The sequence below is a fragment of the Achromobacter pestifer genome (genome assembly GCF_902859625.1).
Taxonomy (GTDB): domain Bacteria; phylum Pseudomonadota; class Gammaproteobacteria; order Burkholderiales; family Burkholderiaceae_B; genus Achromobacter; species Achromobacter pestifer.
In genome coordinates this window covers 17,800-43,514 of sequence record NZ_CADIJX010000017.1, presented here as the reverse complement: position 1 = coordinate 43,514, position 25,715 = coordinate 17,800, and the positions used below count along the sequence as shown (strand labels likewise).

Genomic DNA, 25,715 nt, shown 5'->3' with positions numbered 1-25,715 from the left:
CGACCTCGCGGGCTTCTTCTGGATTTCCAGGATTGACCGCGCCGCGCGCCGCAGTCCGGCGCCGATTTCCCCTTTTTCCTCTCTTCCAAGACGCTGCCGCCATGACCGCCACGCCCCGAATCGCCCGCCGCCATCCCGACGATCTGATCATCGGCTTGGTGTCCGTTTCCGATCGCGCCTCTTCCGGCACGTATCAGGACCAAGGCCTGCCCGCACTGCGGGAATGGTTGGGAAGCGCGCTGGTCACGCCCTGGCAGGCGGTGGATCGTCTGATTCCCGACGAATCCGCCCGCATTTCAGAAACGCTGATCGAACTGGTGGATATCTGCGGCTGCGATCTGGTCCTGACCACCGGTGGCACCGGCCCGGCCCGGCGTGATGTCACGCCCGAGGCCACGCTGGCGGTCGCCACCAAGGAAATGCCCGGATTCGGCGAGCAGATGCGCCAGATCAGCCTGCGCTTTGTTCCCACTGCCATTCTGTCGCGCCAGGTTGCCGTCATTCGCGAAACGCCGTCCCATGCCGCTCTGATCGTGAACCTTCCCGGCCAGCCGAAGTCCATACGCGAGACGCTGGAAGGATTGAAGGACGCAGACGGCGCCGTGCTGGTGCCGGGTATCTTCGCCGCCATCCCTTATTGCATCGACCTGATCGGTGGCCCGTACGCGGAAACGCAAGCGCAAGTCATCGACGCATTCCGCCCCAAATCGGCTCGCCGCGCGCCGCAGGCCTGACTGGCCGCTGCGTTATAGTTTTGGCCGCCCCTGTTCACCCCTCCTGCTTGAGAGTCTTATCGTCATGAAGGTTCGTCTCGTCCTGTCTCTTACCGTCCTGGCCGCATTGACGGCCTGCGCCAATGTCAAAGATGTGCGCCAGCGCGACCCGGTCTTCTACGGCGCGACCCAGCGCACGGCCGAGGACTACACCACCTGCGTGGCGGATGCCTGGAAGAACCTGGGTATCAACTTCCAGCAGAAAGCGGTGCGCAACGGCTTTGAATTGATCCAGGAAGACAGCCTGGGCGTCGAAGCCGTGCTGACGACCACAACCTGGAAGGGCAAGACCGAGGCGCGTCTGTCCACGCGCATCGCCCGTCGCGACCAAAGCATCATCGAACCGGCGAACTTGTGCCTGTAAGCGCCATGTTCAAACGCCGTGACGTATTGCGCCTGGGCGTGGCCGCTGCCGTGATGGGCCTGAGCCTGCCGGCCCGCGCCCAAGCGCAACAAGGGTTCATTTCACGCAAGCTCAATGCGCCCGTGCCTGGCGGCGTGGCCGTCCTGCCGTTGGGCGACGCCGACCGCGCGCCCGAGGTGAGCTTTCTGGACCGGCGCGTGCTGGTCGTGCGGGAAGAGGGCAAGCAATGGATCGCCGTGGTTGGCATTCCGCTCAGTGTGAAGCCTGGTGAGCAGCAGGTGGTGGTCAACGACGCCCGCGGCCAGCGCAAGCTGCCGTTCAAGGTGGGCGCCAAGGAGTATGTGGCGCAACACATCACGCTGAAGAATCCACGCCAGGTCGATCCCAATCCGGACGACATGAAGCGCATCGAACGCGAGATGGCCGAGCAGAGCGCGGCCAACCGGACGTATCGCGCCGGCATTACCCCCAGCAATCTGTTGCTGGACCGTCCAGTGAACGGCGGCCGCCTATCCAGCCCGTTCGGCTTGCGGCGCTTCTTCAACGGCCAGGAACGCAATCCGCATTCGGGCCTGGACTTCGCCGTGCCGGCGGGCACGCCGATCAAGGCGCCGGCGGCGGGTGTGGTTGTGCTGGTGGGGGATTACTTCTTCAATGGCAAGACCGTGTTCGTGGACCACGGGCAAGGCTTTGTCAGCATGTTCTGCCACATGTCGGCCATCGATGTGAAAGTGGGTGACGAGGTGCCGCGTGGCGGCGTCGTCGGCAAGGTGGGCGCCACGGGGCGGGCCACGGGTCCGCATCTGCATTGGAATGTCAGCCTGAACGATGCGCGGGTTGATCCCGCGATCTTCATCGGCGCCTTCAAGCCCTGATCCAGGGCCGGCGGCTGGCCGGGCGAAAGCCAGACGCGATACTGGCCCCGACTTAGACCGTGGCGGTCTGCTGCGCGATCTTGTTCAGTACGAACTGGTGCATGCGCTCGGCATATTCCATCTGCTGCTGCACATGGCTTTGCTGGGCTTCCTGTTCATCCAGGCAATTGTCGTACTTGATCTTGGCTTCGGCGTAGGTCAGGCCGGTATTGCGCAGGCTGTTGATGAACGCCTCGCGCGATTGGCTGAGCAGACGCAGGCCTTCCTCTCCCTTCACGAATTTTCTTCGTGCCAGGGAAAGTTGGTCGGCGGCGGCTTGCAACTCTTCTTTAAGATCCATCTTGCTTCATGCGTATCCAGCCAGACATTGCGCCTGGCAAGCGCGCCATTCTTTCACGAATGGACGTCCCACGCATTACGGCATATCGCGGCTTGGGCTTAAGGCCCGGCGCGAACAGGGGCAGGGAGCCGGCCTGGGGCCGGCCCTGGAGCCCTGGCTTAACGGCGGTATTGCTGGGGACGATGCGGAGCGGGAGCGCGCTCGTCCTTGTGACGGAAGTTGATGCGGCCCTTGGTCAGGTCGTAAGGCGACATTTCCAGGGTGACGCGATCGCCCGCCAGGATGCGGATGCGGTGCTTGCGGATACGGCCGGAGGCGTAAGCACCAACTTCGATGCCGTTGTCCAGTTTGACGCGGTAGCGGCTATCGGGCAGCACTTCGTCAACGATGCCATCCAATTCGATGAGTTCTTCTTTAGCCATTCTCTACTCCTTGATCAATACGCGCAGCCAGGCCGGCGGCATGACGCGCCGCGCGAAGCGGCATGCGCGTTGGACACAAATAACCAGGTCCAGCGGTTTGAACGTAAAACGTTCGGGCAAGCGCGGGTAAGGGCCACCGCATCCCAATTGGATGTCTGAAATGACGGATACTCGCGCAGCGTGGGCAATGTGACTGCAATGCGCGGCTTGGTCGCGGCACGGTGCAAACGCACAGCGTCGAAAGAAGCGGGTTGGAACTTTTGCTGCAATGCCAGGCGGCGCGGTGATGGTGCGGCGCCGTTGGCAGCGTTGTTGACGGCACTGTTAACAGTGCCGTTGACAGTTATCTCAACCAAACCGGGGGCAGCCTGAGTATCTTGGGGGCGACCCGAAGGGGTACAGGTTGGCACGCAGAGTGACCGAAGCCCGGTTTTTTGCGGAAAAATCACGGACTTATGTTACTGCAAAGCGCAGCGATTAGCCAGTATTTATCTGGCGCTGCGCCGTGATAGTTGCTACTGAACGACTCTACGCGGCGGGAATGCGGGCCTGATAGTCGGCCTCCCAACCGTGGTGCGTCGACCAGAACGGGCCAGGCTCGCGCCCCGCCAGTCTGGCCGAGAGTACGTCCAGATGGGTGTGCCAGCCGCCAGCCACGTCGATCATGCCCTCGCGAGAGTTCAGTTTTCGGTGCGTCAGCACCAGCAACGTGCCTTCTCCCTGGGGGGATAGCTCGAACGTCACCTCGGAGGGCTCGCCCTTGGAACCTCCCCATGTGAAGGCCAGTAGCCGCGGCGGCTCGCAGCGGGTGATCACGCCATGGGTGGTCACGCCGTTTTCGTAGGGCTTATAGGGTTCCGGTGTCGGTTCGACCACGGATGACAGGTCGGCGTGCACGAAACGCAAGGTCACGCCGCCGCCTTCGCGCAGATCCATGTCGCCGGTGGCCAGCCAGCGGCCCCGTTTTTCGGATTCGGTCAGAAACGCCCATACCGTCTCCACGCTGGCGGGAAGCTGGCGGGTAAAACGCAGGGACGTGGGATCCAGGACGACGCCGTGATCACTCATGTTGCTCTCCTAGGGACGCGGGTGGGGTGGGGGAAATCAGCGCCGACTCCAGCGCATCCAGTTTGCCCGCCCAGAATTGTTCATAGAAACGCAGCCATTCCATGACTTCCGCCATGGGCTCCGGCTTCAGGCTGCACACATGGGTGCGGCCGTGGATGGTGCGCCGGATCAGGCCGGCGCGTTCCAGGGCCTGCACATGCTTGGAGGCACCGGCAAAACTCATGCGCAGGGGCGCCGCCAGCTCTCCAATGGTTTGGTCCCCTTGTGCCAGGCTGCGCAGCATGTCGCGGCGCGTGGAATCGGCCAGCGCGCGAAAGACGGCATCCAAGTCGGAGGAGGGGATAAGTTCAACCATAAGGTTGAATATAGACGGCTTGCCTGAAACGTTCAACCATGTGGTTGAATTTTTATGTAACGGCCTGCTCGCTGGGTTCGTGCGCGCCCTGGAATTCGTCGGGGTATTGCGGCAGGGCGTCCGTGATGTCGAACCACGGCGCCTTGCTGGCCACATGGCAATGGGCGGCGGGTTTCACCCCCGGATCATCGTCCAGCGCGCCAAGCGGCAATCCATAGGTATCAGGAGTCTGATCAAAGCGGCTGAGCAGCGGCGTACCGCAGGCTTCGCAGAAACCTCGGTAGTTGCCGGGCGAAGACGCATACCAAGTGATGTGGTTTTCGCCCTTGGTCCACTTGAAGTCGGTGGCCTGGACGGTTGCGCGGCTCCGAAAGGCCGCGCCGTGCGACTTGCGGCACATGACGCAATGGCAATTCAGGGCATCGGTGAGAGGGCCGTTGATCTCGTAAGCCACGCGGCCACACAGGCAGGAACCTTTGATCATGATGAGCGCCAGGCAAGTGGGGTGAACAGTTTGAATATACCCGCGCCGCGAGGCGCCGCAACACGCGGACCCGGGCTTTTATGACGCAGGTCTTTCAGTCTGTTGCTGACCCCTTATTTTCCGGCAAATGATTCGATTCCCAGGTCATCGCGCTGTCATGCGCTGAAAACAGAATGCGGCAATGACCACACACAAGGGGATCAAACGATGACGTACGCCATCGAAGTACAAAACCTGAGCAAGACGTTCCGTGCTGGCGCCAAGGCGTTGGACGACGTCAGCCTGCAAGTGGCCGACGGCGAAATGGTGGCGTTGCTGGGTGCGTCCGGCTCTGGCAAGTCCACCTTGTTGCGCCATCTGGCGGGTTTCGTCGCTGGCGATGCGGGCCAGGGCAGCGTGACGGTCAATGGCCAGTTGATCCAGCGCAACGGCCGCCTCAGCCGCAATGTGCGTGCCGCGCGCGCCAGCATCGGCTTTGTATTCCAGCAATTCAACCTGGTGGGCCGTCTGCCGGTCATCACCAATGTCTTGACGGGCATGCTGCCGCGCGTGCCGCTGTGGCGCAGCCTGACCCGCTGGTTCCTGCGCGCCGAAGTGCGCCAAGGCCTGGAAGCGCTTGCCCAGGTAGGTATAGACGACTATGCATTTCAGCGGGCCTCCACGCTGTCGGGCGGTCAGCAGCAACGCGCCGCGATAGCCCGCACGCTGGTGCAGAACGCGCGCGTGATCCTGGCTGATGAACCCATTGCTTCGCTGGACCCCGAGTCGTCGCGCCGCGTGATGGACACGCTGGCCCAGATCAACCGCAGCCGCAAGGTGGCCGTGGTGGTGTCGTTGCATCAGGTCGACGTGGCGCTGCGCTACTGCCCTCGCGTGGTCGCGCTGCGCCACGGCAAGGTGGTCTACGACGGCCGCGCGGCGGATCTGACGCCTGAAATGCTGCGTGACCTGTATGGCTCCGAATTGAGCGAATTGCTTCCTGAATATTCGTCCCACGCGCCGGCCATGCCGAGCCTGGCGCCGTTGTCCCCCTTGGCGCAAGCGGCCTGAATCCGTCCCGCCTTTGCTGTTCCGTCCTCTCTGCCCTTACATACCCCGGAGTCTCCCATGCTACGCAGAACCTTCGTCACCCTGATCGCCGCCGCGGCGCTGTCCACGCAGGCTTACGCGCAAGACGCCAAGACGTTGAACTTCGGCATCATCTCGACCGAATCGTCGACCAATCTGAAGTCGGTGTGGCAACCCGTCATCGACGACCTGAGCCGCGCCATCGGCGTGCCGGTCAAGCCGTTCTTCGCGTCGGACTACGCCGGCATCATTGAAGGCATGCGCTTCAACAAGGTTCAACTGGGTTGGTTCGGCAACAAGTCGGCCATCGAAGCCGTGGACCGCGCCAAGGGCGAAGTGTTTGCCTCGGTGATCGACAAGGACGGCAACCCGGGCTATTGGTCGCTGCTGATCGTCAACAAGGACAGCAACCTGAAGACGCTGGACGACGTGCTGAAGAACGGCGGCAAGCTGAGCTACGGCGCGGGTGACCCCAATTCCACGTCCGGCACCGCCGTGCCCGGTTATTACCTGTGGGCCGCCAACAAGATCGAACCCAAGACGTTCTTCAAGACGGTGCGCGCCAGCAACCACGAAGCCAATCTGCTGTCGGTCATCAACAAGCAGGTGGACGTGGCCGTCAACAACACCGAAGCGCTGGAGCGCTATCGCTTGAACACGGGCAAGGACGCCAACGACAGCGTGCGCGTGCTGTGGAAGTCGCCGCTGATTCCGGCCGACCCCCTCGTCATGCGCTCCGATCTGTCGGCTGACCTGAAAGGCCGCATCCGCGACTTTTTCATCAACTACGGCAAGGGCAAGGACGCCGAGCGCGAAATGGCCAACCTGAAGGCACTGACCTATCAGGGCTTCCGCGCGTCCGACAACCAGCAACTGGTGCCGATCCGTCAGATCGAACTGGCGCGTGAAAAGGCCAAGGTCGAAGCGGACAGCACGCTGGGCCAAGCCGAAAAGCAGAAGCAGCTGGCTGACCTGGACAGCAAGCTGGCCAGCCTGGGCCAGCCCGCGGTGGCCAAGCAGTAAGCCTTGCATGAGGCCGGCGTGCAGCAATGCGCGCCGGCGCTAGTCCTTCTGAACGCTACGCGGATGCTTCCTTTCAATGACCCTAGCCACCCATTCCTCCCGCCTGCCTGCCGCGCCGCGCTCGTCGTTGCCGGTCCTGATGGTCTGGGCCGTTGTGCTCGCGCTGCTTGTCCTGTCGTGGCAAGGCGCGGACATGCGGCCGATGGACCTGCTGCGCGACTCGGGCAACATGGCGCAGTTCGCCGCCGACTTCTTTCCGCCCAATTTCCGCGATTGGCGCATGTACCTGGACGAGATGGTCGTGACGGTGCAGATCGCGGTCTGGGGCACGTTCCTGGCCATCGTGGTGGCCGTGCCGCTGGGTTTGCTGTGTTCGTCGAACATGGTGCCGGCGTGGGTCTACCAGCCCATGCGCCGCCTGATGGATGCGTGCCGCGCCATCAATGAAATGGTGTTCGCGATGCTGTTCATCGTGGCGGTCGGTCTGGGGCCATTCGCTGGCGTGCTGGCGCTGTGGGTACACACCACGGGCGTGCTGGCCAAACTGTTCTCCGAGGCGGTTGAGGCCATCGACCCCCGCCCGGTAGAAGGCGTGCGCGCCACGGGCGCGAACGCGCTGGAAGAAATCGTCTACGGCGTGATCCCGCAGGTGCTGCCCCTGTGGATTTCGTATTCGCTGTACCGTTTTGAATCGAACGTGCGTTCAGCATCCGTGGTCGGCATCGTGGGCGCCGGCGGCATCGGCACGGTGCTGTGGGAAATCATCCGCAGCTTCCGCTACGCTGAAACCTGCGCGGTGATGATCATCATCGTGGCGTTCGTGATCGTGATCGACATGCTGTCGTCGCGGATACGCCGTGCGTTGATTTAATAGGCGGACAGGAAGAAAAAAGGCTCGCCATCAGCGAGCCTTTTTCTTAGTTGCCGGCAAGCTCACTCGCGCAGCGCCAGGAACGCCGGCAATGCCAGCAACGCGGCCAGCCGGGCGCTGTCGATGTCCGCTTCCGATACCTGGGGGCGTGGCATCAGGAAGTTCACGGTTCCCAGGCACTCCCCGCCGTAAACGACGGGTATGTTGATGACCGATTGCAGTCCCAGGTCCCGGATGGCGTCGTGGTCGTTGAAGAACTCGCGGATGGCGGCTTCGCCTTCACCCACGAAGACGCGCTGTTCCAGCAGGACGTGGCGGCCCCAGGGCGTGCCGCTCTTGTCCTTGCTGCCGCCCGGCGGATAGGCCTGCGGGTTGGAGCTGTACAGGCGTACGACACGCATCGCGTCCGCGTCGTAACGGTTCACGGTGCACAAAGCATGTCCGAGTGACGTGTGGGCATGGGCGTCGATGGCTTGCAAGGCGCTCGCCGCGTCGGCGCGTGCGTAGGCCAGCGCTATGGCCTGCACGCCGACGGGCGAGGGGGACTGCGTGATGGCGTTGCCGGTCATTCCGCGGTGATCCCCAGTTCTTTGATCAGCTTGCCGTACTTGTCGGCGTCGCGCACCAGGATCTGGCCGAATTGCTCTGGCGTGGTTTCGGTCAGCAGCACGCCCATGTCGCCCATCTTCTTGATGACGTCGGGCCGCTTCAGGATCAGGTTGATTTCGCGGTTCAGGCGCGCGGTCAGTTCCGGCGGCATGCCGGCAGGACCGAAGGCGCCGTACCAGACAGACAGTTCATAGCCCGGCAGGGTTTCGGCAACCGTGGGCACCTCGGGCAGCAGCGGCGAGCGCTTGTCCTCGGTGACGGCCAGCAACTTCAGCTTGCCTGTCTGCACGTGGGGCAGCGTTTGCGTGCCGGCGCTGAACAGCACCTGCGTGCGGCCGGCCACGGTGTCCAGCACCGCGGGGGCGCCGCCGCGATAGGGGATGTGCATCATCTTCACGCCAGCGGCTTTCTCGAACAGCGCGGCGCTCAGGTGGTTGGTCGAGCCCTGGCCCGCAGAGGCGTAGGCCACCGTGTCCGGGCGCTCTTTCACGTAGGCGATGAATTCCTTCAGGTTGGCGGCGGGCACCAACGGGTGGACCACCATCGTGTTGGTCACCAGCGCCAGTTCGGCGATGGGGGTGAAGTCCTTCACGCCGTCGAACGGCATGTTGGAGTACAGCGCCTGGTTCATGGTGTGGGTGCTCATCGATCCCACCAGCAGCGTGTAGCCATCCGGTTTGGCACGGGCCACGAAGGTGGTGCCGATATTGCCGGATGCCCCCGAACGGTTTTCCACGATGACGGACTGCCCCAGTGATTGAGTCAGTCCTTCGGAGAGCACGCGCGCCAGGATGTCGGTGGAGCCGCCTGCGGCCCACGGCACGACCAGCGTGATGGGCTTTTCCGGCCAGGCGGCCTGGGACAGCGCGGGCGCGGTCAATGCCAGGCCCAGCGCGCACGCGCGCAGTACTCGTTTGAATTGCAATGTCATGGTGATTACCCCTTGTGCAAGTGCCGGTCTGGTCGCCGGCTGGAATGAAACAGGTTGATCAAGCGCTATCGGCCAACGGCATACCCTTGCATGCCTCGAGGATTGGCGCCCGCGCGCAGCAACAGCCCACCGCCTGCCGCGGGTTCGCGCGTGCAGGCGCTGATGCGGCCTTCGGACCAGGCAGGCCCGACCTTGACCTCGTGGCCGGCATCGCGCAGCGCCTCGATCGTCGCGTCGGGCAGACGGGATTCGACCGTCAATCGATTCAGTGTCTGCGTGCGCGGCCAGAACGAGCCTGGGAAATGGTCGATATGCCACGAGGGCGCGTCGATGGCCTCCTGCAAGTTCATGCCCATTGCATGGCGCAGGAAGAATGCGACCGTCCATTGATCCTGTTGATCGCCGCCCGGTGTGCCGAACGCCATGTAGGGCTGGCCATCGCGCAGCACCAGGCCGGGCGACAAGGTCGTGCATGGGCGCTTGCCCGGTTGCAGTTGGCCCGCCACGCCGTCGTCCAGCCAGGTCATTTGCAGGCGGGTCGTCAGCGGGAAACCCAATGCCGGCACGGCGGGGCTGGATGACAACCAGCCGCCCGACGGCGTGGCGGCCACCATGTTGCCGTCTCGGTCGATGACGTCGATCTGGCAGGTGTCGCCTACGAAAATCTCGCGCGCGGCCCATTCGGCCACTGGCGGCAAGGCGGCAAACGTAGGCTCGCCCACGCCGAAACGAATGTCGGAGGCGGCCAGGGTGCGTTCGGCGGCGGCCAGGTCGGGCAGGCGGGGAGCGATGCCTGCCGGGCTGCCGGGTTGCAGCGTGGTGGACGCCAGTGGCCCGATCTGGCCCGCACGCTGCCGCGCATAAGCGTCGCTGAGCAGCGCGGTAAGCGGGACTTGCACGAAATTGGGGTCGCCATACCAGGCGGCGCGATCCGCGAACGCCAATTTGGCGGCTTCGGCGATTCGGTGCACGAACTGCGGCGACGTCGGGTCCAGGCCGTCCATTCCCAAATGGCGCAGCATCGCCAGCTGTTGCAGGTGCACGGGCCCTTGCGACCAGACGCCGCATTTGGCGACGGTGTAGCGGCCATATTGCGTCGTGGCGGGTTCGTCGTAGCTGGCTTTCCAGTCGGCCATGTCCGCCTTGCGCAGCAACCCGCGATTGCGTTGCCCGGTGGTGTCGCGCACGGCTTCATGGGTGTAGTAGGCGTCGATCGCGTCGGCGACGAAGCCGCGATACCAGCAATTCAAGGCGGCATCGATGCGGCCACGGCGGTCGCTGCTGGCGGCATGCGCTTCGTCCAGAATGCGGGTATAGGTGGCCGCGATGGCGGGTGTGCGGAACAGGGCGTCCGGCGCGGGCACATGGCCGTCGGGCATCCATACGTCTCGCGAGCTGGTCCATTCGTCTCGGAATAGAGCCTGCACGGCCAGGATGGCCTGCGACACGCGGGGCACCAGCGGGAAACCATTGCGCGCATAGTCGATGGCGGGGCGCAGCACATCGGCCAGTTCCCACGTGCCGTAATCGCGCAACAGGGTCAGCCAGGCGCCGAATGCGCCTGGCACCGTCGCGGGCAGCAGTCCGATGCCGGGAACCAGTTCCACGCCCAGGTCGCGGAAGTACGCGGGCGTGGCCAACGCGGGCGCTGGCCCTTGGCCGCATAGCGCGCGCATGCGCTGTTCGCGTTCGCTCCAGAACAGGATGGGCACTTCGCCGCCCGGTCCATTCAGGTGCGGCTCGACGATCTGCAAGGTGAAGCCGCCAGCGACGGCGGCGTCATAGGCGTTGCCGCCGCGCTCCAGGACACCCATCGCAACCTGCGACGCCAGCCAGTGCGTGGACGACACGACACCGAAGGTGCCGCGTATTTCAGGACGAGTGGTGAAGGAGGCGCTCATGGTGACGGACTGGCTGCAAGGAAGGATGCCTGAAGTATAGGATCGACAAATAACTGGATTTGGCTTTGTTGGCATAATTGAATAACCATACGGTTATAGAGAAAGCCATGAGCTGGGACCCCGCCCGTCTAGCCAATCGCCTGAAGCCCCGCCATCTGGCACTGCTGACCAATATCGCCAAACATGGCTCGCTGACCCGGGTGGCTGCTGCCACCGGGATCAGCCAGCCCGCCGTCACCAAGGCCTTGGCCGAATTGGAGGACATCTTTGGCGCCCCACTATTCCTGCGCAGCGGGCGCGGCTTGCAAGCCACGCCCCTGGGCGAACTGGCTTTGCAGCGGGCACGCGACATGCAGAGTGATCTGGATTTGTGGGCGCGCGAGGTCGAGGCGCTGCATGCCGGCCATTCCGCGCACCTGAACGTGGGGGTGGTGCCCTATGTGTCCAGCGCCTTGTTGACGGCGGCCATCAGCCGCCTGCATCAGCGCCACGGCGTGACGCTGACGTTGCACCGCGCCACCACGGATCATCTGGTGCCGATGCTGCGCCGGCATGAGCTGGATTGCATCATCAGCCGAGCGACGTCGATCGTGGCGCTGGACGATCTGCTGCATCGGGTGCTGTACCGGCAACGGCCACGCCTGATCGCGCACAGCCGGCTGGCGCAACGGTTGGCTCGACGGGCTCCCGACTGGCCAGCGGTGGCGGCCATGGACTGGGTCTTGCCGGCGGCCAACACGCCCACGCGGCAACTGATCATGGAGCATTTCATTCGTGCGGGACTACGCCCGCCTTCCCCCGTGCTGGAGGCCTATTCCACCGATGTGATCGAAGGCATGCTGACGATGAACGAGACACTGATATCGGTGGTGCCCGAAGACATCGCGGGCGAGCTTTGCCAGCGGGGCAAGCTGGGCGTGCTGCCCTGGGACTTTGGCTGGGAGCTGCCGCCCATCAACCTGATCCGGCGCAAACGCGAACAGGCGCTAGCGGCGGAAGACCGCTTTTCCGAAATTCTGCTGGACTTGTGCGGCGGTCCGCTCAAGGCTTGAGTCGCCTGGGGTGCGCTTGATGGCCAGGGTGGGTTTAGTGGTCGGGGCGGGCCAGCTTCTCCCGGGCGATCCCAAGCAGGGCGGCCGCCGCGGATTCGGGCGCGTCGTTGTTGCCGACCCGCATCAGTTGGCACGCGGACGGCACCGGAAAGGCCTGCGTGGCACGCGCCAGCCGCAGCCCGATTTGCTCGGCGGTTTCGCGACCACGGCCTGCCAGGCGGCGTGCGAGCAAGGCAGGCTCGACAGTGATTTCCACCGCCGTCAACGTGGGGTAGCGGGCATGCGCCTGTTCCAGATGCGCACGCGAGCCGTTGACGATGACCGCCGCGCCGTAAGTCAGCCAAGTGTCGATTTCGACGCCGATGCCGTAGTGCAGCCCATGGCTGGCCCACTGCAAGGCGAAGCAGCCCAGCGCGGCGCGACGGGTGAATTCTTCGGGGGTCAAGCGCAGAGCGTCTTCGGTGTCGCCGCTATCTCGGGTGATGTAGCGGTGCGCCACCAGGACGGGTTCATCGTCTTGCAGATGGGTGCGCAACAATCGCAGCAAGGTGTCCTTGCCGCTGCCCGATGCGCCCATCAGGTAGATCAGCCGCGCGCCGTCGGCGGGCGGCCAGGCGGGGGCCGGCGGCGTCATGGCGCGGGTGGCCCTTGCAGATAATCCACGCCGATGGCATCGGTGTGGGTGCCGTCGAAGTGATAGTGGCGCGCGGCAACAAAATCAGCGCCGGGTTCGGGCTGCACATAGATGCTGATGCCGGGTACCGCCATGGACTGCCCGCGTAGTGGATCGGCAAAGGCGGCAATGCTGCGTTGGGCCTGTTCCAGCGCCTCGCCCATCAGCTTGCCGGTCAGCGTGATGTGAAACGTGTAGGTATCGAAGACGTAGGGGTAGCCCCAGCGCGCCAGCATGGCTTGCTGTTCAGGTGGCAGCGATTGCGGCTGGCGGCGCGCGATTTCTTCCGGGGTCGAGGGCGCGCGCAAGTCATCCAGCTGGCGCACGGCGGCGTCTGCCAGAGCCTGGATCCGGGCCTGGCCTTGCGTGTCGGATTCAGCGATGCGCCAGGCCAGGAAGCCGCGCAGCGTTTCGCATTCCAGTTCCACGTCGAACGGGAGGATGCCGCTGGCCAGTTCCCGGGCGGCGGCATCCACGGCTTCTGGCGTGGCGCCGGCGCGCAGCCGGAAGGGGGGCTTCAAGGTGGCGTGCAGGCCGTAATGGCGAGGCGCGTCGGTCCAGGCGCGGGATGGCTCGGACTGGCCGGGCAGTGGCGCCAGCTGCGTGCCGGTGTCCGCGCAGCGGCCTAGCCAGCGGCTGCCGTGCTCGCGCCACGGGCCAGTGGGCGCCAGGTACAAAGCGTAGCGATGAGCCAACGGCATGATCAGGCCGCCATGCGCTGGTTGTTGTCGTCGCCGAAGGCACGGGTGGCGTAGCGCAGTTCGCCACCCACGATGGCCGCGACCACGCGCGGCAGCCCGGCAATCTGGTCGTCCACCACGATGGCGTCAGCGATCAGTCCGGGCGCCAATGCGCCGCGGTCCTTCAGGCCCGCGGCGCGCGCGGGGTTCATCGACACCAGGTTCCAGGCCTGCGCCAGCGGCAGCACGCCGTCCTGCACCAGCCGCATGACGGCAGCCAGCGGGGCGGGGTAGTAGTAATCGGATGTCAGGATGTCGCACAGGCCGCTGCGCACCATCTCGGTGGCGCTGGGCGCACCCGTGTGGCTGCCGCCGCGCACCACGTTGGGAGCGCCGAAGACGACGGAATTGCCCAGGTCGCGAGCCACGCCGGCGGCCTCGCGGGTCAGCGGAAACTCCGCCACGCCGCAGCCCAACTGGTGATAGTAGCGGCGCGTGGCGGCGTCGGGATCATCGTGCGAGGCCACTTTCAGGCCCGCCAACTGCGCGCAGGCGGTCAGATCGCGCATGGCATCGGCCACGGCGTCGGCCGCCGACATCGCGGCGCGGATGCGCTCCTGGAACGTGTCCAGGTCGCATTCGGCGCGGTTGGCGTACTGCATCAGCTTGCGGTCGTCGCCCAGGCGGCGTGCCATGCTGGGCAAGTGATCATTCAGGGCAAGAAAGCGCACCCGGCCATCACGGATCCATTGTTGCGCCAGTTCCACCCCACCCACGTGGTGGGTCTCAAAGCGCAGGTGCACATAGTGACGCGCGCCCATCATGTGCTGCATGCGCTCCAGCGCGTCGAACATGCGTTCCGCATAGGCTTCGCCGCGCAATCCGCCTTCCCAGGACAGGGTGACGCCGTGGAATTCCGTGGTGATGCCGTTGGCCAGCAGCTGGCGGTCCACGTCGAACAGCGCGCTGTCATACGGGAAGGTGACACTGGGCCGGGGCATGATGGCGCGTTCAAAAGCGTCTCCATGCAAGTCCACGATGCCGGGCAGCACCAGCAGGTCGCCGGCATCGAACCAGGGCATGTTGCGGGCAGTGGCGGCGGCGCCGTCATCGATCAGTCCGCCGTGAAAGCGCAAGCTGGCTTGCTCGACGCCACGCGGCGTCAGGATGCGTTGGCCTGTGACACCGGCCAGGGGCGAAGGGGCGTGTGAGTTCATAGCGTGACGTTATCGGCTTTGCGTGACAACCAGATGTCTAGATGTGTGTTGTGGGTTTCGTGCTCTGTCTCATTCATCGCCGCCGGGAGGGTCCCGGCGGCGATGGCCTGGCTGCCTACCCTTCGTCCGCGACCATCAGCTGCACCAGATCACCCACGAAACGGGTGATGCTGTATTGCAGCGGGGCGCCTTTGTCGTCCACGTTCAGGGCTTCCACCTGAAGAATCGGCCGTGTCTTGGGCTGGCCCAGCAGGCGGGCGATTTCGGGCGTGGGCAAGGCGGCGGTGATGCGTGACCACTTGCGCGTGTAGTCGCCGATGCCGTAGTGCGCATAGACCTTGGATACCGAGCGCAAGGCCGTCAGCCGGTCAGCGAAATCGGGGAATCGCTTTTCGTCGAAGAAATGTTCAGAAGCGCTGATGGGGCGGTTTTCGGCTTTGCCCACCATTTGCACGCGCAACAGGGGCGCCGCGCGGGCCAGCCCCAGGTGCTTGGCGATGTCGGCCGCGCGCAAGGTCTGGCTGCCCAGGGCTTCCAGATGGCCCAGCATGCCCTGGCTGCGCAGGTTCTCGGAAAACCGCGTGCGCTTGCCGATGGCGTAATCGATGGCGTGTTCCTGCACAAACGTGCCGCGCCCCTGTTCGATCCGGACCAGGCCGCTTTGCTCCAGTTCGCCCATGGCTCGCCGGATGGTGTGCCGGTTGACCGAGAACTTGGCAGCCAGTTCCGGTTCGGACGGCAGTTGCTCGCCCGCCATATAGAGCTTGTTGCGGATGTCGTCCGCCAGGGACTCGCCGATTTGTCGCCAGACGGCGATGCCGGAACCTCGTTCAACCATAGGGTGCGCTCGTGCTGTCACATCAGCTTCATCAAGAATGGCTGTGATTGTGCACCATGCGGCGGCCGCCGGATAGGCGGTGCACAGATGCTGCGGCTGTCATCAAAAATTCACGCCAGGCTGTTGAACTCCTCATTCGGAGCGATCATACTCCATCCGGTCGTCTAGACGTTTAGAGGAAATAATGAATCACTCACAAGCAGGACAGGACGCGGCCAACGCCCAGCGTGCCGCTTGGATGCGCGTGCTTTCCCTGGCCAGTCCGGCCGCGCTCGAAGGCGCATTCAGCGCGCTGGGCAACTTGCCCACGCATCAGATGCTGCGTCCGGCCCAGACGGGCATGGCCATGGTGCGGGCGCGTAGCGGCGGCACCGGCGCGCGCTTCAACCTGGGGGAAATGACGGTGACACGTTGTGCTGTCACGCTGGGCGAAGGAGTGGTTGGCGTGGCCTATGTGCAGGGGCGGTCATTGCGGCACGCCGAACAGGCCGCAGTGGCCGACGCGCTGCTGCAATTGCCGGACTGGCACGACACCGTGCAGGCGCATCTGATCCAGCCGCTGACGCGCCTGCATGCAGAACGGGTCGAACGCCAGGCGCAGGTCGCGGCGCAGACCAAGGTGGAATTCTTCACGATGGTGCGGGGCGAGGACTGACATGCAACGACATACATTGACTGCCCCGGCTGCCAGCCGTGGCCTGCTGCCGGGGTTTACCGATCCGGTCAACGATGCGCAAACGACGTTCCGCATGGCCTTGCAGGCGATGGCGCACCCTGGACGAGTCCATCAGATCGTGGCCGCCACGGGTGTGCCGGCTGGCCTGTCGCCCGCGATGACCGCGATGCTGCTGACGCTGGTGGACGTGGACACTCCGTTGTGGCTGCCACGGGACGTGAGCGCCGACGTGTTGGCCTTTCTGCGCTTTCATTGCGCCTGCCCCATCGTGCCGTCCCCCGCGCTGGCGCGCTTTGCCGCCGTGCCGGCCGGCTTCGAGGTTCCCGCGCTGTCCGCCTGCCACCTGGGCGACCCCGCCTATCCCGACCTGTCCACCACCTTGCTGATCGACGTCGCCTCGTTGTCGGCGGGTGACACGGTCAACCTGACCGGCCCGGGCATCCAGACGCGGCAGACGCTGTCCGTCGCAGGCTTGCCGGATGGCTTCTGGCGCGAATGGCGGCTGAATCATCAACGGTTTCCGCTGGGCGTGGACGTGTTCCTGACGCAGGAACGGCGGATTTGTGGATTGCCGCGCACGACGCGCGTGGAGAACTGACATGTATGTCGCCGTGAAAGGGGGCGAACGCGCCATCCTGAATTCCTACCGCATGCTGGACGGCTACCGTCGCGGTGATCGCGAGGTTCCCGAGCTGAGCCTGGACCAGATCCGCGAACAGATGCCGCTGGCCGTGTCGCGCGTGATGTCCGAAGGGTCGCTCTACGACCCGCAGCTGGCGTCACTGGCGCTCAAGCAGGCGGCGGGTGATGTGATCGAGGCGGTGTTCCTGCTGCGCGCCTACCGCACGACGCTGTCGCGCTATGGCTACACGCAGCCGATCGACACGGGCGCGATGCGCCTGCAACGCCGGATCTCGTCCACCTTCAAGGACGTGCCCGGCGGCCAGATCCTGGGCCCGACCTATGACTACACACAGCGCTTGCTGGATTTTTCGCTGGAGGCCCAGCGTGAGGCCGATGCGCTGCCCCCGGGCGGCGAGGCGCTGGACAGCAATATGCCGCGTGTGACGGACCTGCTGGCGCATGACGATCTGATTGACCCTGAACCGGTGCCCGAGGGGGATCCGGAACCGTTCGACCTGACGCGCCAGCCCATGGATTTTCCGGCCTCGCGCGCTGCCCGCCTGCAAAACCTGGCGCGCGCGGATGAAGGCTTCCTGCTGTCCATGGGCTATTCGACGCAGCGTGGCTACGGCAATACCCATCCCTTTGCCGCCGAGATCCGCTACGGCACGCTAGAGGTCGACATGCATATCGAAGAGCTGGGTTTTGCCGTGACCATTGGCGAAATCGAGATCACCGAATGCCAGATGGTCAGCCAATTCGCGGGCAACGCGGAGGAAGGGCCGAAGTTCACCCGCGGCTACGGCCTGACGTTCGGCTACGGCGAACGCAAGGCCATGTCGATGGCGCTGGTGGATCGCGCACTGAAGGCGAAGGACTTGGGGGAACGCGCGGATTCGCCCGCCAACGACCATGAGTTCGTGCTCTATCACAGCGACAACGTCGAGGCTTCCGGCTTTGTGCAGCATTTGAAGTTGCCGCATTACGTGGACTTCCAGGCCAACCTGGAATTGCTGCGCCGCATGCGCGCTGAACGCCGCGCGCCCGAAGCGGCAACCAACGATTTGATGGACGAGGCGGTTTCCTCATGAGCGCACCACACGCAACCGTAGAACGCGACGATCACTACAACTTCGCATATCTGGACGAGTCCACCAAGCGCATGCTGCGCCGCGCGCTGCTCAAGGCCGTGGCCATCCCCGGCTACCAAGTGCCGTTCGGCAGCCGCGAGATGCCGCTGCCCTATGGCTGGGGCACGGGCGGCATCCAGGTCACCGCGTCCATCATCGGGCAGGACGATGTGCTGAAGGTCATCGATCAGGGGTCGGACGACACCACCAACGCCATCAACATCCGCCGATTCTTCGGGCGGGTCACGGGAGTGGCAACGACCGAATCCACGCCCGCCGCCACCATCGTCCAGACGCGCCACCGCATCCCTGAAACACCGCTGTCTGAAGGGCAGGTGATGGTGTTTCAGGTGCCGATCCCGGAACCGCTGCGCTGGCTCGAACCGAGCGAGACCGAGACCCGCACGATGCACGCGCTGGCCGAATACGGCGGCATGCATGTCAAGCTGTATGAAGACATCGCGCAGCATGGCCATATCGCCACCACCTACGACTATCCCGTGATCGTGAACGACCGCTACATGATGCGGCCGTCGCCGATCCCCAAGTTCGACAACCCCAAGCTGGATGGAAGCCCCGCGCTGATGCTGTTCGGCGCGGGCCGCGAAAAGCGCGTGTACGCGGTGCCGCCCTACACCCGGGTCAAGAGCCTGGATTTCGAAGACCATCCCTTCACGGTGGAGAAGTGGACCGAATGCTGCGACGTGTGCGGATCGCACGACAGCTTTCTGGACGAGATCATTCTGGACGACGCGGGCACGCGCCGTTTTGTCTGCTCGGACACCGAATACTGCCATCAACGCCAGACGCAGCAACACGACAACGAGGCCGCCGCATGAATGTCCAACCCTTGCTTTCCGTGCGCAACATGACGCGCACCTGGGACGGCGTGCATGGCTGCCGCGACGTCAGTTTCGACCTGTATCCCGGCGAGGTGCTGTGCGTGGTCGGCGAATCCGGCTCGGGCAAGAGCACGCTGCTGTCCGCCGTGTCATACCAGACCCAGCCGGATGCCGGCAGCGTCTGGTACGACACACGGGACCAGGGCTTCATCGACCTGGCCGCACTGCAAGGCGCGCGGCTGCGGCTGCTGTCGCGTACCGATTGGGGCTTCGTGCGCCAAAACGCGCGTGACGGCCTGCGCATGCAGGTCAGCGCGGGCGCCAACATCGCGGAACGGTTGATGGCCGTGGGGGACCGGCACTATGGCGATCTGCGCGAAGTGGCGGGCAACTGGCTGCAAAAAATGGAGATCGACGCGGGCCGGCTGGACGACACGCCGGTGTCGTTTTCCGGCGGCATGCAGCAGCGCTTGCAGATTGCACGCAACCTGGTGACGCATCCGCGCCTGGTGTTCATGGACGAACCCACCGCATCGTTGGACGTCTCGGTGCAGGCACGCCTGCTGGACCTGTTGCGCCAACTGGTGACGGACCTGGGCCTGGCCGCCATCGTGGTGACGCACGATCTGGCGGTTGCGCGTCTGCTGGCGCATCGCACGCTGGTGATGCGCGGCGGCGTCGTGGTGGAAAGCGGGCTGACCGACCAGATTCTTGATGATCCCCAACACCCCTACACCCAGTTGCTGGTGTCTTCCATTTTGCAGAGCTGAGCATGCGTGAAACCACTCCCATGATTGAGGTGCGGGGCCTCGGAAAGATGTTCACCCTGCACAACCAGGGCGGCATCCGGCTGCCTGTGCTGGACGCCGTGGATTTCGACGCGGCCGCCGGCGACTGCCTGGTGCTGGCGGGCCCGTCGGGCACCGGCAAGAGCACCTTGCTGCGCTGCTTGTACGGCAACTACCTGGCCACGGAGGGCAGCATCCGCGTGCGGGCCCATGGCCAGTGGGAAGAACTGGTGGGCGCCCCGGAGCAGCGCATCCTGGCGCTGCGCCGCGACGTCATCGGCTATGTCAGCCAGTTCCTGCGGGTGATCCCGCGCGTGTCGGCGCTGGATGTGGTGGCAGAGCCGCTGCGCATGGCGGGCGTGGACGTGGCAAGCGCCCGGGAGCAGGCGGGCGCGCTATTGCAGCGCCTGAACGTGCCTTCCCGCCTGTGGGGTCTGGCACCGGCCACGTTTTCGGGCGGTGAGCAGCAGCGGGTGAATATCGCGCGTGGCTTTATTGCGCGCCATCCCATTCTGTTGCTGGATGAACCCACGGCGTCGCTGGATGCCGACAATCGCCGCGTGGTGATTGAACTGATCCACGAAGCCCTGGTCGCTGGCCGGTGCCTGTTGGGCATCTTCCACGATGCAGAGGTGCGCGACGCCGTCGCCACGCAGACCCTGGCCCTGCGCCCCGCTCAGCCCGCCACGGCGGACCTGGAGTAATCATGCAAAGCACTTACCTGACCCATGCCCGTGTGGTGATGCCAGACCGCGTTCTGGAGAACAGCGCCGTGCTGATCGATGACGGCCGCATCGTCGCGATCGAGCCCAACGGCGCGCGGGCAGACCGAGAGATCGACCTGCAAGGCCAGACGCTGATGCCGGGCCTGATCGACCTGCATTGCGATGCCATTGAAAAGGAAGCCGAGCCTCGTTCGCGCGTGCTGTTCCCGCTGGACTTCGCGGTGGCGCAGGTTGACCGCCGCAACGCCGCGGCAGGCATCACCACGCCTTATCACGCGCTGTCGTTTGCCAACAATGAATGGGGCGTGCGCAACAACCAAACCGCGGCGGAAGTGGTGCGCACGGTGCGCGCTTTCCGCCAGCACAGCCTGGTGGACAACCGTGTTCATTGCCGCTACGAAGTCACCGACGAAACGTCCGTGGACGTGTTGCGCGCCTTGATGGACGAGGGCGCGGTGGACCTGCTGTCGGTTATGGATCATTCGCCCGGCCAGGGGCAGTTCAAGACGCTGGAGTCCTATCTGCAATACATGATGGGCAATCATTCGATGAGCCGCGAACAGGCGGAAGAGGCGGCCAAGGCGAAGACACGCGCCAAGGACGGCGCGGTGACGCGGGTAGAGACGCTGCTGTCGCACGCACAGTCGCTGGGGATTCCCACTGCCAGCCACGATGACGATTCCATCCAGCGCATCGCCACCATGCGCAACCTGGGCGTGGCGATGAGTGAATTCCCGATCACTCTGGACACGGCGCGCGCGGCGGTGTCTTGCGGCCTGCCGACGATCCTGGGCGCACCGAACGTGCTTCGCGGCCAGAGCCAAAGCGGTTCGATGCGGGCGATTGACGCCATCCGCGCAGGCGTGGCCAGTTGCCTGTGTTCCGACTATCAGCCGTCCACCTTGATCGCCGCCGCCTTCGCGGTGGCGGCGCAGACCGATTTGACGTGGCCGCAAGCGATCGCGTTGGTCACGGCCAACCCGGCCGACGCCTGCGGATTGGCCGACCGGGGCCGCATCGCGGTGGGACAGCGGGCGGATTTGGTGGCGGTGGCGCAGGTGGGCGGCTTGCCGCTGATCAGCCATACCTGGTCGGCGGGCAGACTGGTGTTCTCGACCCATTATTTGCCGGCGCGCACGCCGGCGGCGGCGACGCACGAAGCGCAGCGCGTGGCGGCCTGACGGTCTTTCCGGAGTTTCCCGATGAATCCGATGGTGATTGCCGTGGCGATGAGCGCCGCACACACGTTCAGCAAGCCTGTCGTGCCCACGATTGTGTTGTTGAAGGGCCTGGGCGTAGAGGGCGACGCCCATCAAGGGGTCACCGTCAAGCATCGGTCCCGGGTCAAGGCCGATCCGACGCAGCCCAATTTGCGTCAGGTCCACTTGATTCAGGGCGAACTGCACGACGAGCTTCAATTGGCCGGGTTCAACGTGGCCGAAGGCACCATGGGCGAAAACATCACCACCCGGGGCATCGATCTGCTGGCCCTGCCGCGCGGTGCGCGCCTGCGCCTGGGGGCCGATGCGGTGGTCGAGATCACCGGGCTGCGCAATCCTTGCGCCCAATTGGACAACTATCAGAAAGGGTTGACGGCCGCCGTGCTGGGCCGCCACCCCGACGGAAGCCTGTTGCGCCGCGCCGGGGTCATGGGAATCGTGGTCGAGGGTGGGCCGGTCAGCGCGGGTGACGCCATCCGGACGGAACTGCCACCCTTGCCGCATTTGTCGCTGGAACGTGTATAGGCGCAAAAACATCGCCTGGAGTCACAGACGGGGTGCCGCGCATCTGGTTAAATGGCGAAAAGGCGTAACGGCCTAAGGCGGAGCCGCGCTTTTGCGGTTTGCCAAGGCGAGGCCGTATTTTTCACGGTTCGTCATCCAATTTTCCGGAGCGCGCGATGGCACGATTCAATTTCACCCAAGACCCCGAAGAACCCGATCTGTGGGCGGCCGAAAACGTGCCTGCCGGCAATGGCCGTGCGCCCATCCACGTCATGATCCAGACGGATGGCGAAGAGCCCGACAGCGGTGCGTCCAAGGTGGTCAAGACCATCATTGACAATCTGGACGACCACATCCTGGCAGCAAGCGAGTTCCTGCTGGATAACTATTCCTACGAGCACTGCAAGAAACTGGGCATCGAAGATGACCAGTTGCTGAAGGAAGAAACGGTTGAAGCCATGGCCGAAAAGGCCGTGCTGCGCGCGCTGTGGCTGTTCGACGAAGATGGTGACGGCTATGAACTTTGGTTCACGCTGCCCTGGGATCCGGTTCACACCTACGACGTTGAATTTGAAGACGGCGCACCAGTGTCCTGCTCGGTCAACGACTAAGCCTGAACGTCATCTGATATGTGCCCCGAGCAGGTCCTAGCGGACCAGCTCGAATTTCGTTGCCAGGCTCTGGCCCAGCGATTCATCGTAGCGGTAGTGCAGTTTGATGGGCTTGCCTTTGCGAATCTGGCCGGGCGCGGTGTTATCAAGCGTGACGTCGATGTCGCGGTTCACGAATTCCGTGCAGTCGGTATCGGCGCGCGCACCTTCGGGAATGTCGGCCGATTTGACCGTCAGCCGGAACGTCGTCTGCGACAGTTCGGTGCCGTCGGTGCGGTACTGGCGCATTTGCACTGCGGGGGTAGCGGCCGTGCCGCTCAGGTCGCATGAAATGCGGGTCCAGGCATGTGCGGCAGGCGCGGCGGCCATCATGGCGGCGGCTGCCAGAATGCCGCGCAAGGAAAGGGATGTCATGGCATGCATGAAGCGCGTGGCGCCAAGGCGCCCCGCATCCGTTTGTCAGGCAAGGGAGTCCTATGTTGCTCCCGCTGGTGCCGGCAGGTCAAGCTGACAGGTGTTAAGAAAAAAACGGGCCATTGGCCCGTTTTTTTTATGCGTCCTGCCTGGCGGCGAGTGCCGGGGCGGAGCTTGCCTCGCTGGCCGGCGCGGCCTCGGGCGGGTCGCCCTCGTCGCCTTCCAGCTTGGCGATCACGGCGGTGGCCAGGCTGTTGCCCACCACATTGGTCGCCGTGCGGCCCATGTCGAAGAACTGGTCAATGCCCATGATCAGCAGCAGGCCAGCTTCGGGCAAGTGGAACATCGGCAGCGTGGCGGCCACGACGACGAGCGATGCGCGCGCCACGCCGGCCATGCCTTTACTGGTCACCATCAGCACCAGCAGCAAGGTGAGCTGTTGCGAGAAGCTCATCTGGATGTTGTAGGCCTGCGCGATGAACAGCACCGCGAAGGATTGGTACATCATCGAGCCATCCAGGTTGAACGAATAGCCCAACGGCAGCACGAAACCCGAAATGCGCTTGGATACGCCGAAACGCTCCAGCGCTTCGATGGTCTTCGGGTAGGCCGATTCACTGCTGGCGGTGGAGAAGGCCAGCAGCGTGGGTTCCTTGATCAAGCCACCCAGGCGGCGGGTGGATTTGCCCAGGAACAGGTAGCCGACGCCGAACAGAATGGCCCACAGCAGCGCCAGGCCCAGGTAGAACTCGCCAATCAGCTTGCCGTAGCTGACCAGCACGCCCAACCCCTCGGTGGTGATGGCGGCGGCCATCGCGGCGAACACGCCCAGCGGCGCAAAGCGCATCACGTAGTCGGTCACGCGGAACATGATCTTGGCCAGCTCGTCGATCATGTTGTAAATCGTGTTGTGGCCCTTGCTGCGGATAAAGGACAGCGCGGCGCCGAAGAACAGCGAAAACACCAGGATCTGAAGGATCTCGTTGTTTGCCATGGCTTCCGCGATGCTCTTGGGGAACACGTGCGCGATGAAGGCCTTGAGCGTGAAGTCACCCGTCTTCAGGCCCGACGTGATGCCGCTATCCGGTATCGCCAGGTTCATGTGCGCGCCGGGTTGGAACAAATTGACCAGCATCAGGCCCAGCAACAGGGAAATGGCGGACGCGGCGATGAACCAGATCATGGCGCGCAGGCCGATGCGGCCCACGGCGTTGGCGTCGCTCATGCTGGCCAAGCCAGACACCAGTGTTGCGAACACCAGCGGGGCGATGATCATTTTGATCATGCGCAGGAAGATGTCCGTGATCAGGCTGAAGTAGGACGCGATCTGCGCCGCCTCTTTCGCGTCTTGCGCGAATGTGTTGCAGATATAGCCCACCACGACGCCCAGCACCATGGCGATGCCGATGTAGCGCGTCAGCTTCTTTGTATTCATGATCAAAACGGAAACGAAGGACCAGCCGCTGGGCCCCGGGAGAGGCTGGCCCGCCGGCATAGGGCGGGGCAAGGCGGGTCGGATGACGGATATGCCAGAGGGTCCGAGAGGGTCGGGTTTTCCCTTGGGGCGCGATGTTAACGCCGTCAACCTGACAGTTAGTTGTCACATCGGGGACGGATCATGCATGCCAGAATGGGCCAGCGCGACCGCCTGCGGCGGCCGCGTTGGCGCATGAAAAGAACCGGCCCCGACCGGGCTGATAATCAGGAGACAAGGCAATGCCGAAACGCGAATTGTCCGTGCTGGCTTCCGGGTACACCTACCTGGAAGGGCTGCGGTGGCACGAAGACCGCTTGTGGGCGTCGGACTTCTATACGGAACAGGTGATCGCCGTGGACTTGCACGGCAAGGTGGAGCAGATCTGTCGCGTGCCGCAGCAACCCTCCGGCCTGGGCTGGCTGCCGGATGGCCGCCTGTTGATCTCGTCCATGAAAGACCGCAAGGTGCTGCGCCGCGAGCCAGACGGCACGCTGGCGGTGCACGCGGACCTGTCCGCGCTGACGGGCGGCCCCATCAACGATATGGTGGTGGATGCGAAGGGCCGCGCCTATGTGGGCAATTTTGGCTTTGACCTGATGGCTGGCGCTCCTGTCGCGACGACGACCCTGGTGCGCGTGGACACGGACGGCGTGGCGCAGGTGGTCGCTGATGGGCTGTGTTTCCCCAACGGCTCGTTCATCACGCCGGACGGCAAGATGCTGATCGTCAACGAGACCTTCGGCAACCGGATCTCGGAATTCGACATCCAGGCCAATGGCACCCTGGGCCCCCGGCGCGACTGGGCGGACTTCGGCGCGTTGCCGGACAGCGACGACCTATCGGTGCTGATCGCCGCCTCGGCCATTGGCCCGGACGGAGGCGCGCTGGACGCGGAGGGCGCGCTGTGGGTGGCGGACGCCATCGGCAAGCGGATCGTGCGGGTGGAACGGGGGGGCAAGATCCTGGAGCAGATCGATACCGGCGAACTGGGCATCTTCGCGGCGGCGCTGGGCGGGCCGGACGGTTGCACGCTGTTCATGGCCGCTGCGCCGGACTTCATTGAGGCCAACCGCCGCGCCAAGCCCGAAGGCCGGATCCTGATGACCCGGGTGGATGTGCCGCACGCGGGCAGGCCCTGATAGGGGTAAATGGGCGCCAGC

The 25,715-nt window shown here is 64.4% G+C and carries 31 protein-coding genes; 17 read left to right on the top strand and 14 right to left on the bottom strand.

The genetic code is table 11. The annotated features are described in order from the left end of the window. Nucleotides 1-101: 101 nt before the first annotated feature. The 3 genes from mog to HV753_RS30610 all read left to right on the top strand — a co-directional run bounded on the left by mog (nt 102) and on the right by HV753_RS30610 (nt 2,012). Nucleotides 102-734 (top strand): molybdopterin adenylyltransferase, encoded by a 633-nt coding sequence (gene mog, locus HV753_RS30620; protein ID WP_175178332.1) that lies wholly within the window; start codon nt 102-104, stop codon nt 732-734. Nucleotides 735-798: 64 nt separating this feature from the next. Then, nucleotides 799-1,137 carry a hypothetical protein gene (locus HV753_RS30615; RefSeq protein ID WP_175178331.1) on the top strand — a complete coding sequence of 113 codons (339 nt, stop codon included), beginning with the start codon at nt 799-801 and terminating at the stop codon, nt 1,135-1,137. Nucleotides 1,138-1,142: 5 nt separating this feature from the next. Continuing rightward, nucleotides 1,143-2,012, top strand: coding sequence for a M23 family metallopeptidase (locus HV753_RS30610; protein ID WP_175178330.1), 870 nt, complete (start codon nt 1,143-1,145; stop codon nt 2,010-2,012). Nucleotides 2,013-2,064: 52 nt separating this feature from the next. Here the strand turns inward: HV753_RS30610 and HV753_RS30605 are convergent, their stop codons facing one another. From HV753_RS30605 to HV753_RS30585, 5 genes are all read right to left on the bottom strand, one after another. After that, nucleotides 2,065-2,352, bottom strand: a complete 288-nt coding sequence (locus HV753_RS30605; RefSeq protein WP_175178329.1) for a hypothetical protein — start codon at nt 2,350-2,352, stop codon at nt 2,065-2,067. A 158-nt stretch (nt 2,353-2,510) separates the two neighbouring features. Beyond that, nucleotides 2,511-2,774 carry a translation initiation factor IF-1 gene (gene infA, locus HV753_RS30600; protein WP_006221179.1) on the bottom strand — a complete coding sequence of 88 codons (264 nt, stop codon included), beginning with the start codon at nt 2,772-2,774 and terminating at the stop codon, nt 2,511-2,513. 528 nt (nt 2,775-3,302) lie between these two features. After that, on the bottom strand, nt 3,303-3,842 hold the full coding sequence (locus tag HV753_RS30595) for an SRPBCC family protein (RefSeq protein ID WP_175178328.1): 540 nt from the start codon (nt 3,840-3,842) through the stop codon (nt 3,303-3,305). Beyond that, nucleotides 3,835-4,197 carry an ArsR/SmtB family transcription factor gene (locus HV753_RS30590; RefSeq protein ID WP_175178327.1) on the bottom strand — a complete coding sequence of 121 codons (363 nt, stop codon included), beginning with the start codon at nt 4,195-4,197 and terminating at the stop codon, nt 3,835-3,837. The genes HV753_RS30595 and HV753_RS30590 overlap by 8 nt, the downstream gene beginning before the upstream one ends. A 52-nt stretch (nt 4,198-4,249) precedes the next feature. Beyond that, nucleotides 4,250-4,681, bottom strand: coding sequence for a GFA family protein (locus HV753_RS30585; protein ID WP_175178326.1), 432 nt, complete (start codon nt 4,679-4,681; stop codon nt 4,250-4,252). Between the two features lie 207 nt (nt 4,682-4,888). On the opposite strand from HV753_RS30585, the gene phnC reads away from it, so the two are divergent. The 3 genes from phnC (at nt 4,889) to phnE (ending at nt 7,643) form a co-directional block, all read left to right on the top strand. Next, nucleotides 4,889-5,731, top strand: coding sequence for a phosphonate ABC transporter ATP-binding protein (gene phnC / locus HV753_RS30580; RefSeq protein ID WP_175178325.1), 843 nt, complete (start codon nt 4,889-4,891; stop codon nt 5,729-5,731). Nucleotides 5,732-5,788: 57 nt separating this feature from the next. Continuing rightward, a complete protein-coding gene (gene phnD / locus HV753_RS30575) occupies nt 5,789-6,772 on the top strand; it encodes a phosphonate ABC transporter substrate-binding protein (protein ID WP_175178324.1) in 984 nt (327 codons plus the stop codon). Nucleotides 6,773-6,848: 76 nt separating this feature from the next. After that, on the top strand, nt 6,849-7,643 hold the full coding sequence (gene phnE, locus HV753_RS30570) for a phosphonate ABC transporter, permease protein PhnE (RefSeq protein ID WP_175178323.1): 795 nt from the start codon (nt 6,849-6,851) through the stop codon (nt 7,641-7,643). A gap of 62 nt (nt 7,644-7,705) precedes the next feature. On the opposite strand, the gene HV753_RS30565 is transcribed toward phnE, so the two are convergent. The 3 genes from HV753_RS30565 to HV753_RS30555 all read right to left on the bottom strand — a co-directional run bounded on the left by HV753_RS30565 (nt 7,706) and on the right by HV753_RS30555 (nt 11,084). Then, nucleotides 7,706-8,212, bottom strand: a complete 507-nt coding sequence (locus HV753_RS30565) for a GAF domain-containing protein (RefSeq protein WP_175178322.1) — start codon at nt 8,210-8,212, stop codon at nt 7,706-7,708. Next, the gene (locus HV753_RS30560) at nt 8,209-9,183 is read right to left on the bottom strand and encodes a Bug family tripartite tricarboxylate transporter substrate binding protein (RefSeq protein ID WP_175178321.1); all 975 of its coding nucleotides are present in this window, start codon (nt 9,181-9,183) and stop codon (nt 8,209-8,211) included. The genes HV753_RS30565 and HV753_RS30560 overlap by 4 nt, the downstream gene beginning before the upstream one ends. A 65-nt stretch (nt 9,184-9,248) precedes the next feature. After that, the gene (locus HV753_RS30555; RefSeq protein ID WP_175178320.1) at nt 9,249-11,084 is read right to left on the bottom strand and encodes a gamma-glutamyltransferase family protein; all 1,836 of its coding nucleotides are present in this window, start codon (nt 11,082-11,084) and stop codon (nt 9,249-9,251) included. 107 nt (nt 11,085-11,191) lie between these two features. Here HV753_RS30555 and HV753_RS30550 point away from each other — a divergent pair, with 107 nt between their 5' ends. After that, nucleotides 11,192-12,136: a LysR family transcriptional regulator gene (locus HV753_RS30550; RefSeq protein ID WP_175178319.1), complete on the top strand. Its 945-nt coding sequence runs from the start codon at nt 11,192-11,194 to the stop codon at nt 12,134-12,136. 34 nt (nt 12,137-12,170) lie between these two features. On the opposite strand, the gene phnN is transcribed toward HV753_RS30550, so the two are convergent. The 4 genes from phnN to phnF form a co-directional block, all read right to left on the bottom strand. Further along, entirely contained in the window at nt 12,171-12,770 is a 600-nt protein-coding gene (gene phnN / locus HV753_RS30545) for a phosphonate metabolism protein/1,5-bisphosphokinase (PRPP-forming) PhnN (protein WP_175178318.1), read from the bottom strand. Further along, a complete protein-coding gene (locus HV753_RS30540; RefSeq protein ID WP_175178317.1) occupies nt 12,767-13,510 on the bottom strand; it encodes a DUF1045 domain-containing protein in 744 nt (247 codons plus the stop codon). The genes phnN and HV753_RS30540 overlap by 4 nt, the downstream gene beginning before the upstream one ends. 2 nt (nt 13,511-13,512) lie before the next feature. Then, nucleotides 13,513-14,706 carry an alpha-D-ribose 1-methylphosphonate 5-triphosphate diphosphatase gene (locus tag HV753_RS30535; RefSeq protein WP_175178316.1) on the bottom strand — a complete coding sequence of 398 codons (1,194 nt, stop codon included), beginning with the start codon at nt 14,704-14,706 and terminating at the stop codon, nt 13,513-13,515. Nucleotides 14,707-14,821: 115 nt separating this feature from the next. Next, nucleotides 14,822-15,544 carry a phosphonate metabolism transcriptional regulator PhnF gene (gene phnF / locus HV753_RS30530; protein ID WP_175178315.1) on the bottom strand — a complete coding sequence of 241 codons (723 nt, stop codon included), beginning with the start codon at nt 15,542-15,544 and terminating at the stop codon, nt 14,822-14,824. Nucleotides 15,545-15,728: 184 nt separating this feature from the next. Between phnF and phnG the strand changes: the two genes are divergently transcribed. The 9 genes from phnG to HV753_RS30485 all read left to right on the top strand — a co-directional run bounded on the left by phnG (nt 15,729) and on the right by HV753_RS30485 (nt 22,664). After that, the gene (gene phnG / locus HV753_RS30525; RefSeq protein WP_175178314.1) at nt 15,729-16,199 is read left to right on the top strand and encodes a phosphonate C-P lyase system protein PhnG; all 471 of its coding nucleotides are present in this window, start codon (nt 15,729-15,731) and stop codon (nt 16,197-16,199) included. Nucleotide 16,200: 1 nt separating this feature from the next. Next, the gene (gene phnH / locus HV753_RS30520) at nt 16,201-16,818 is read left to right on the top strand and encodes a phosphonate C-P lyase system protein PhnH (RefSeq protein WP_175178313.1); all 618 of its coding nucleotides are present in this window, start codon (nt 16,201-16,203) and stop codon (nt 16,816-16,818) included. 1 nt (nt 16,819) lies between these two features. Then, nucleotides 16,820-17,935 (top strand): carbon-phosphorus lyase complex subunit, encoded by a 1,116-nt coding sequence (locus HV753_RS30515; protein WP_175178312.1) that lies wholly within the window; start codon nt 16,820-16,822, stop codon nt 17,933-17,935. Continuing rightward, nucleotides 17,932-18,813: an alpha-D-ribose 1-methylphosphonate 5-phosphate C-P-lyase PhnJ gene (locus HV753_RS30510; RefSeq protein ID WP_175178311.1), complete on the top strand. Its 882-nt coding sequence runs from the start codon at nt 17,932-17,934 to the stop codon at nt 18,811-18,813. Before HV753_RS30515 ends, HV753_RS30510 begins: the two co-directional genes overlap by 4 nt. Next, on the top strand, nt 18,810-19,586 hold the full coding sequence (gene phnK, locus HV753_RS30505) for a phosphonate C-P lyase system protein PhnK (protein ID WP_175178310.1): 777 nt from the start codon (nt 18,810-18,812) through the stop codon (nt 19,584-19,586). Before HV753_RS30510 ends, phnK begins: the two co-directional genes overlap by 4 nt. Before the next feature lie 2 nt (nt 19,587-19,588). Next, nucleotides 19,589-20,308: a phosphonate C-P lyase system protein PhnL gene (gene phnL, locus HV753_RS30500; RefSeq protein WP_175178309.1), complete on the top strand. Its 720-nt coding sequence runs from the start codon at nt 19,589-19,591 to the stop codon at nt 20,306-20,308. Between the two features lie 2 nt (nt 20,309-20,310). Beyond that, nucleotides 20,311-21,510 (top strand): alpha-D-ribose 1-methylphosphonate 5-triphosphate diphosphatase, encoded by a 1,200-nt coding sequence (locus HV753_RS30495; RefSeq protein ID WP_175178308.1) that lies wholly within the window; start codon nt 20,311-20,313, stop codon nt 21,508-21,510. A gap of 21 nt (nt 21,511-21,531) precedes the next feature. Beyond that, complete coding sequence (locus tag HV753_RS30490; RefSeq protein ID WP_175178307.1) at nt 21,532-22,074, top strand: MOSC domain-containing protein; 543 nt, start codon at nt 21,532-21,534, stop codon at nt 22,072-22,074. Nucleotides 22,075-22,229: 155 nt separating this feature from the next. Continuing rightward, complete coding sequence (locus tag HV753_RS30485) at nt 22,230-22,664, top strand: hypothetical protein (RefSeq protein WP_175178306.1); 435 nt, start codon at nt 22,230-22,232, stop codon at nt 22,662-22,664. A gap of 36 nt (nt 22,665-22,700) precedes the next feature. Here the strand turns inward: HV753_RS30485 and HV753_RS30480 are convergent, their stop codons facing one another. Together HV753_RS30480 and HV753_RS30475 are read right to left on the bottom strand one after the other, a co-directional pair. After that, a complete protein-coding gene (locus HV753_RS30480) occupies nt 22,701-23,078 on the bottom strand; it encodes a hypothetical protein (protein ID WP_175178305.1) in 378 nt (125 codons plus the stop codon). 136 nt (nt 23,079-23,214) lie between these two features. Continuing rightward, nucleotides 23,215-24,513 (bottom strand): dicarboxylate/amino acid:cation symporter, encoded by a 1,299-nt coding sequence (locus HV753_RS30475; protein WP_246288428.1) that lies wholly within the window; start codon nt 24,511-24,513, stop codon nt 23,215-23,217. Between the two features lie 281 nt (nt 24,514-24,794). Here HV753_RS30475 and HV753_RS30470 point away from each other — a divergent pair, with 281 nt between their 5' ends. After that, a complete protein-coding gene (locus tag HV753_RS30470) occupies nt 24,795-25,694 on the top strand; it encodes an SMP-30/gluconolactonase/LRE family protein (RefSeq protein WP_175178303.1) in 900 nt (299 codons plus the stop codon). Nucleotides 25,695-25,715 lie beyond the last annotated feature (21 nt).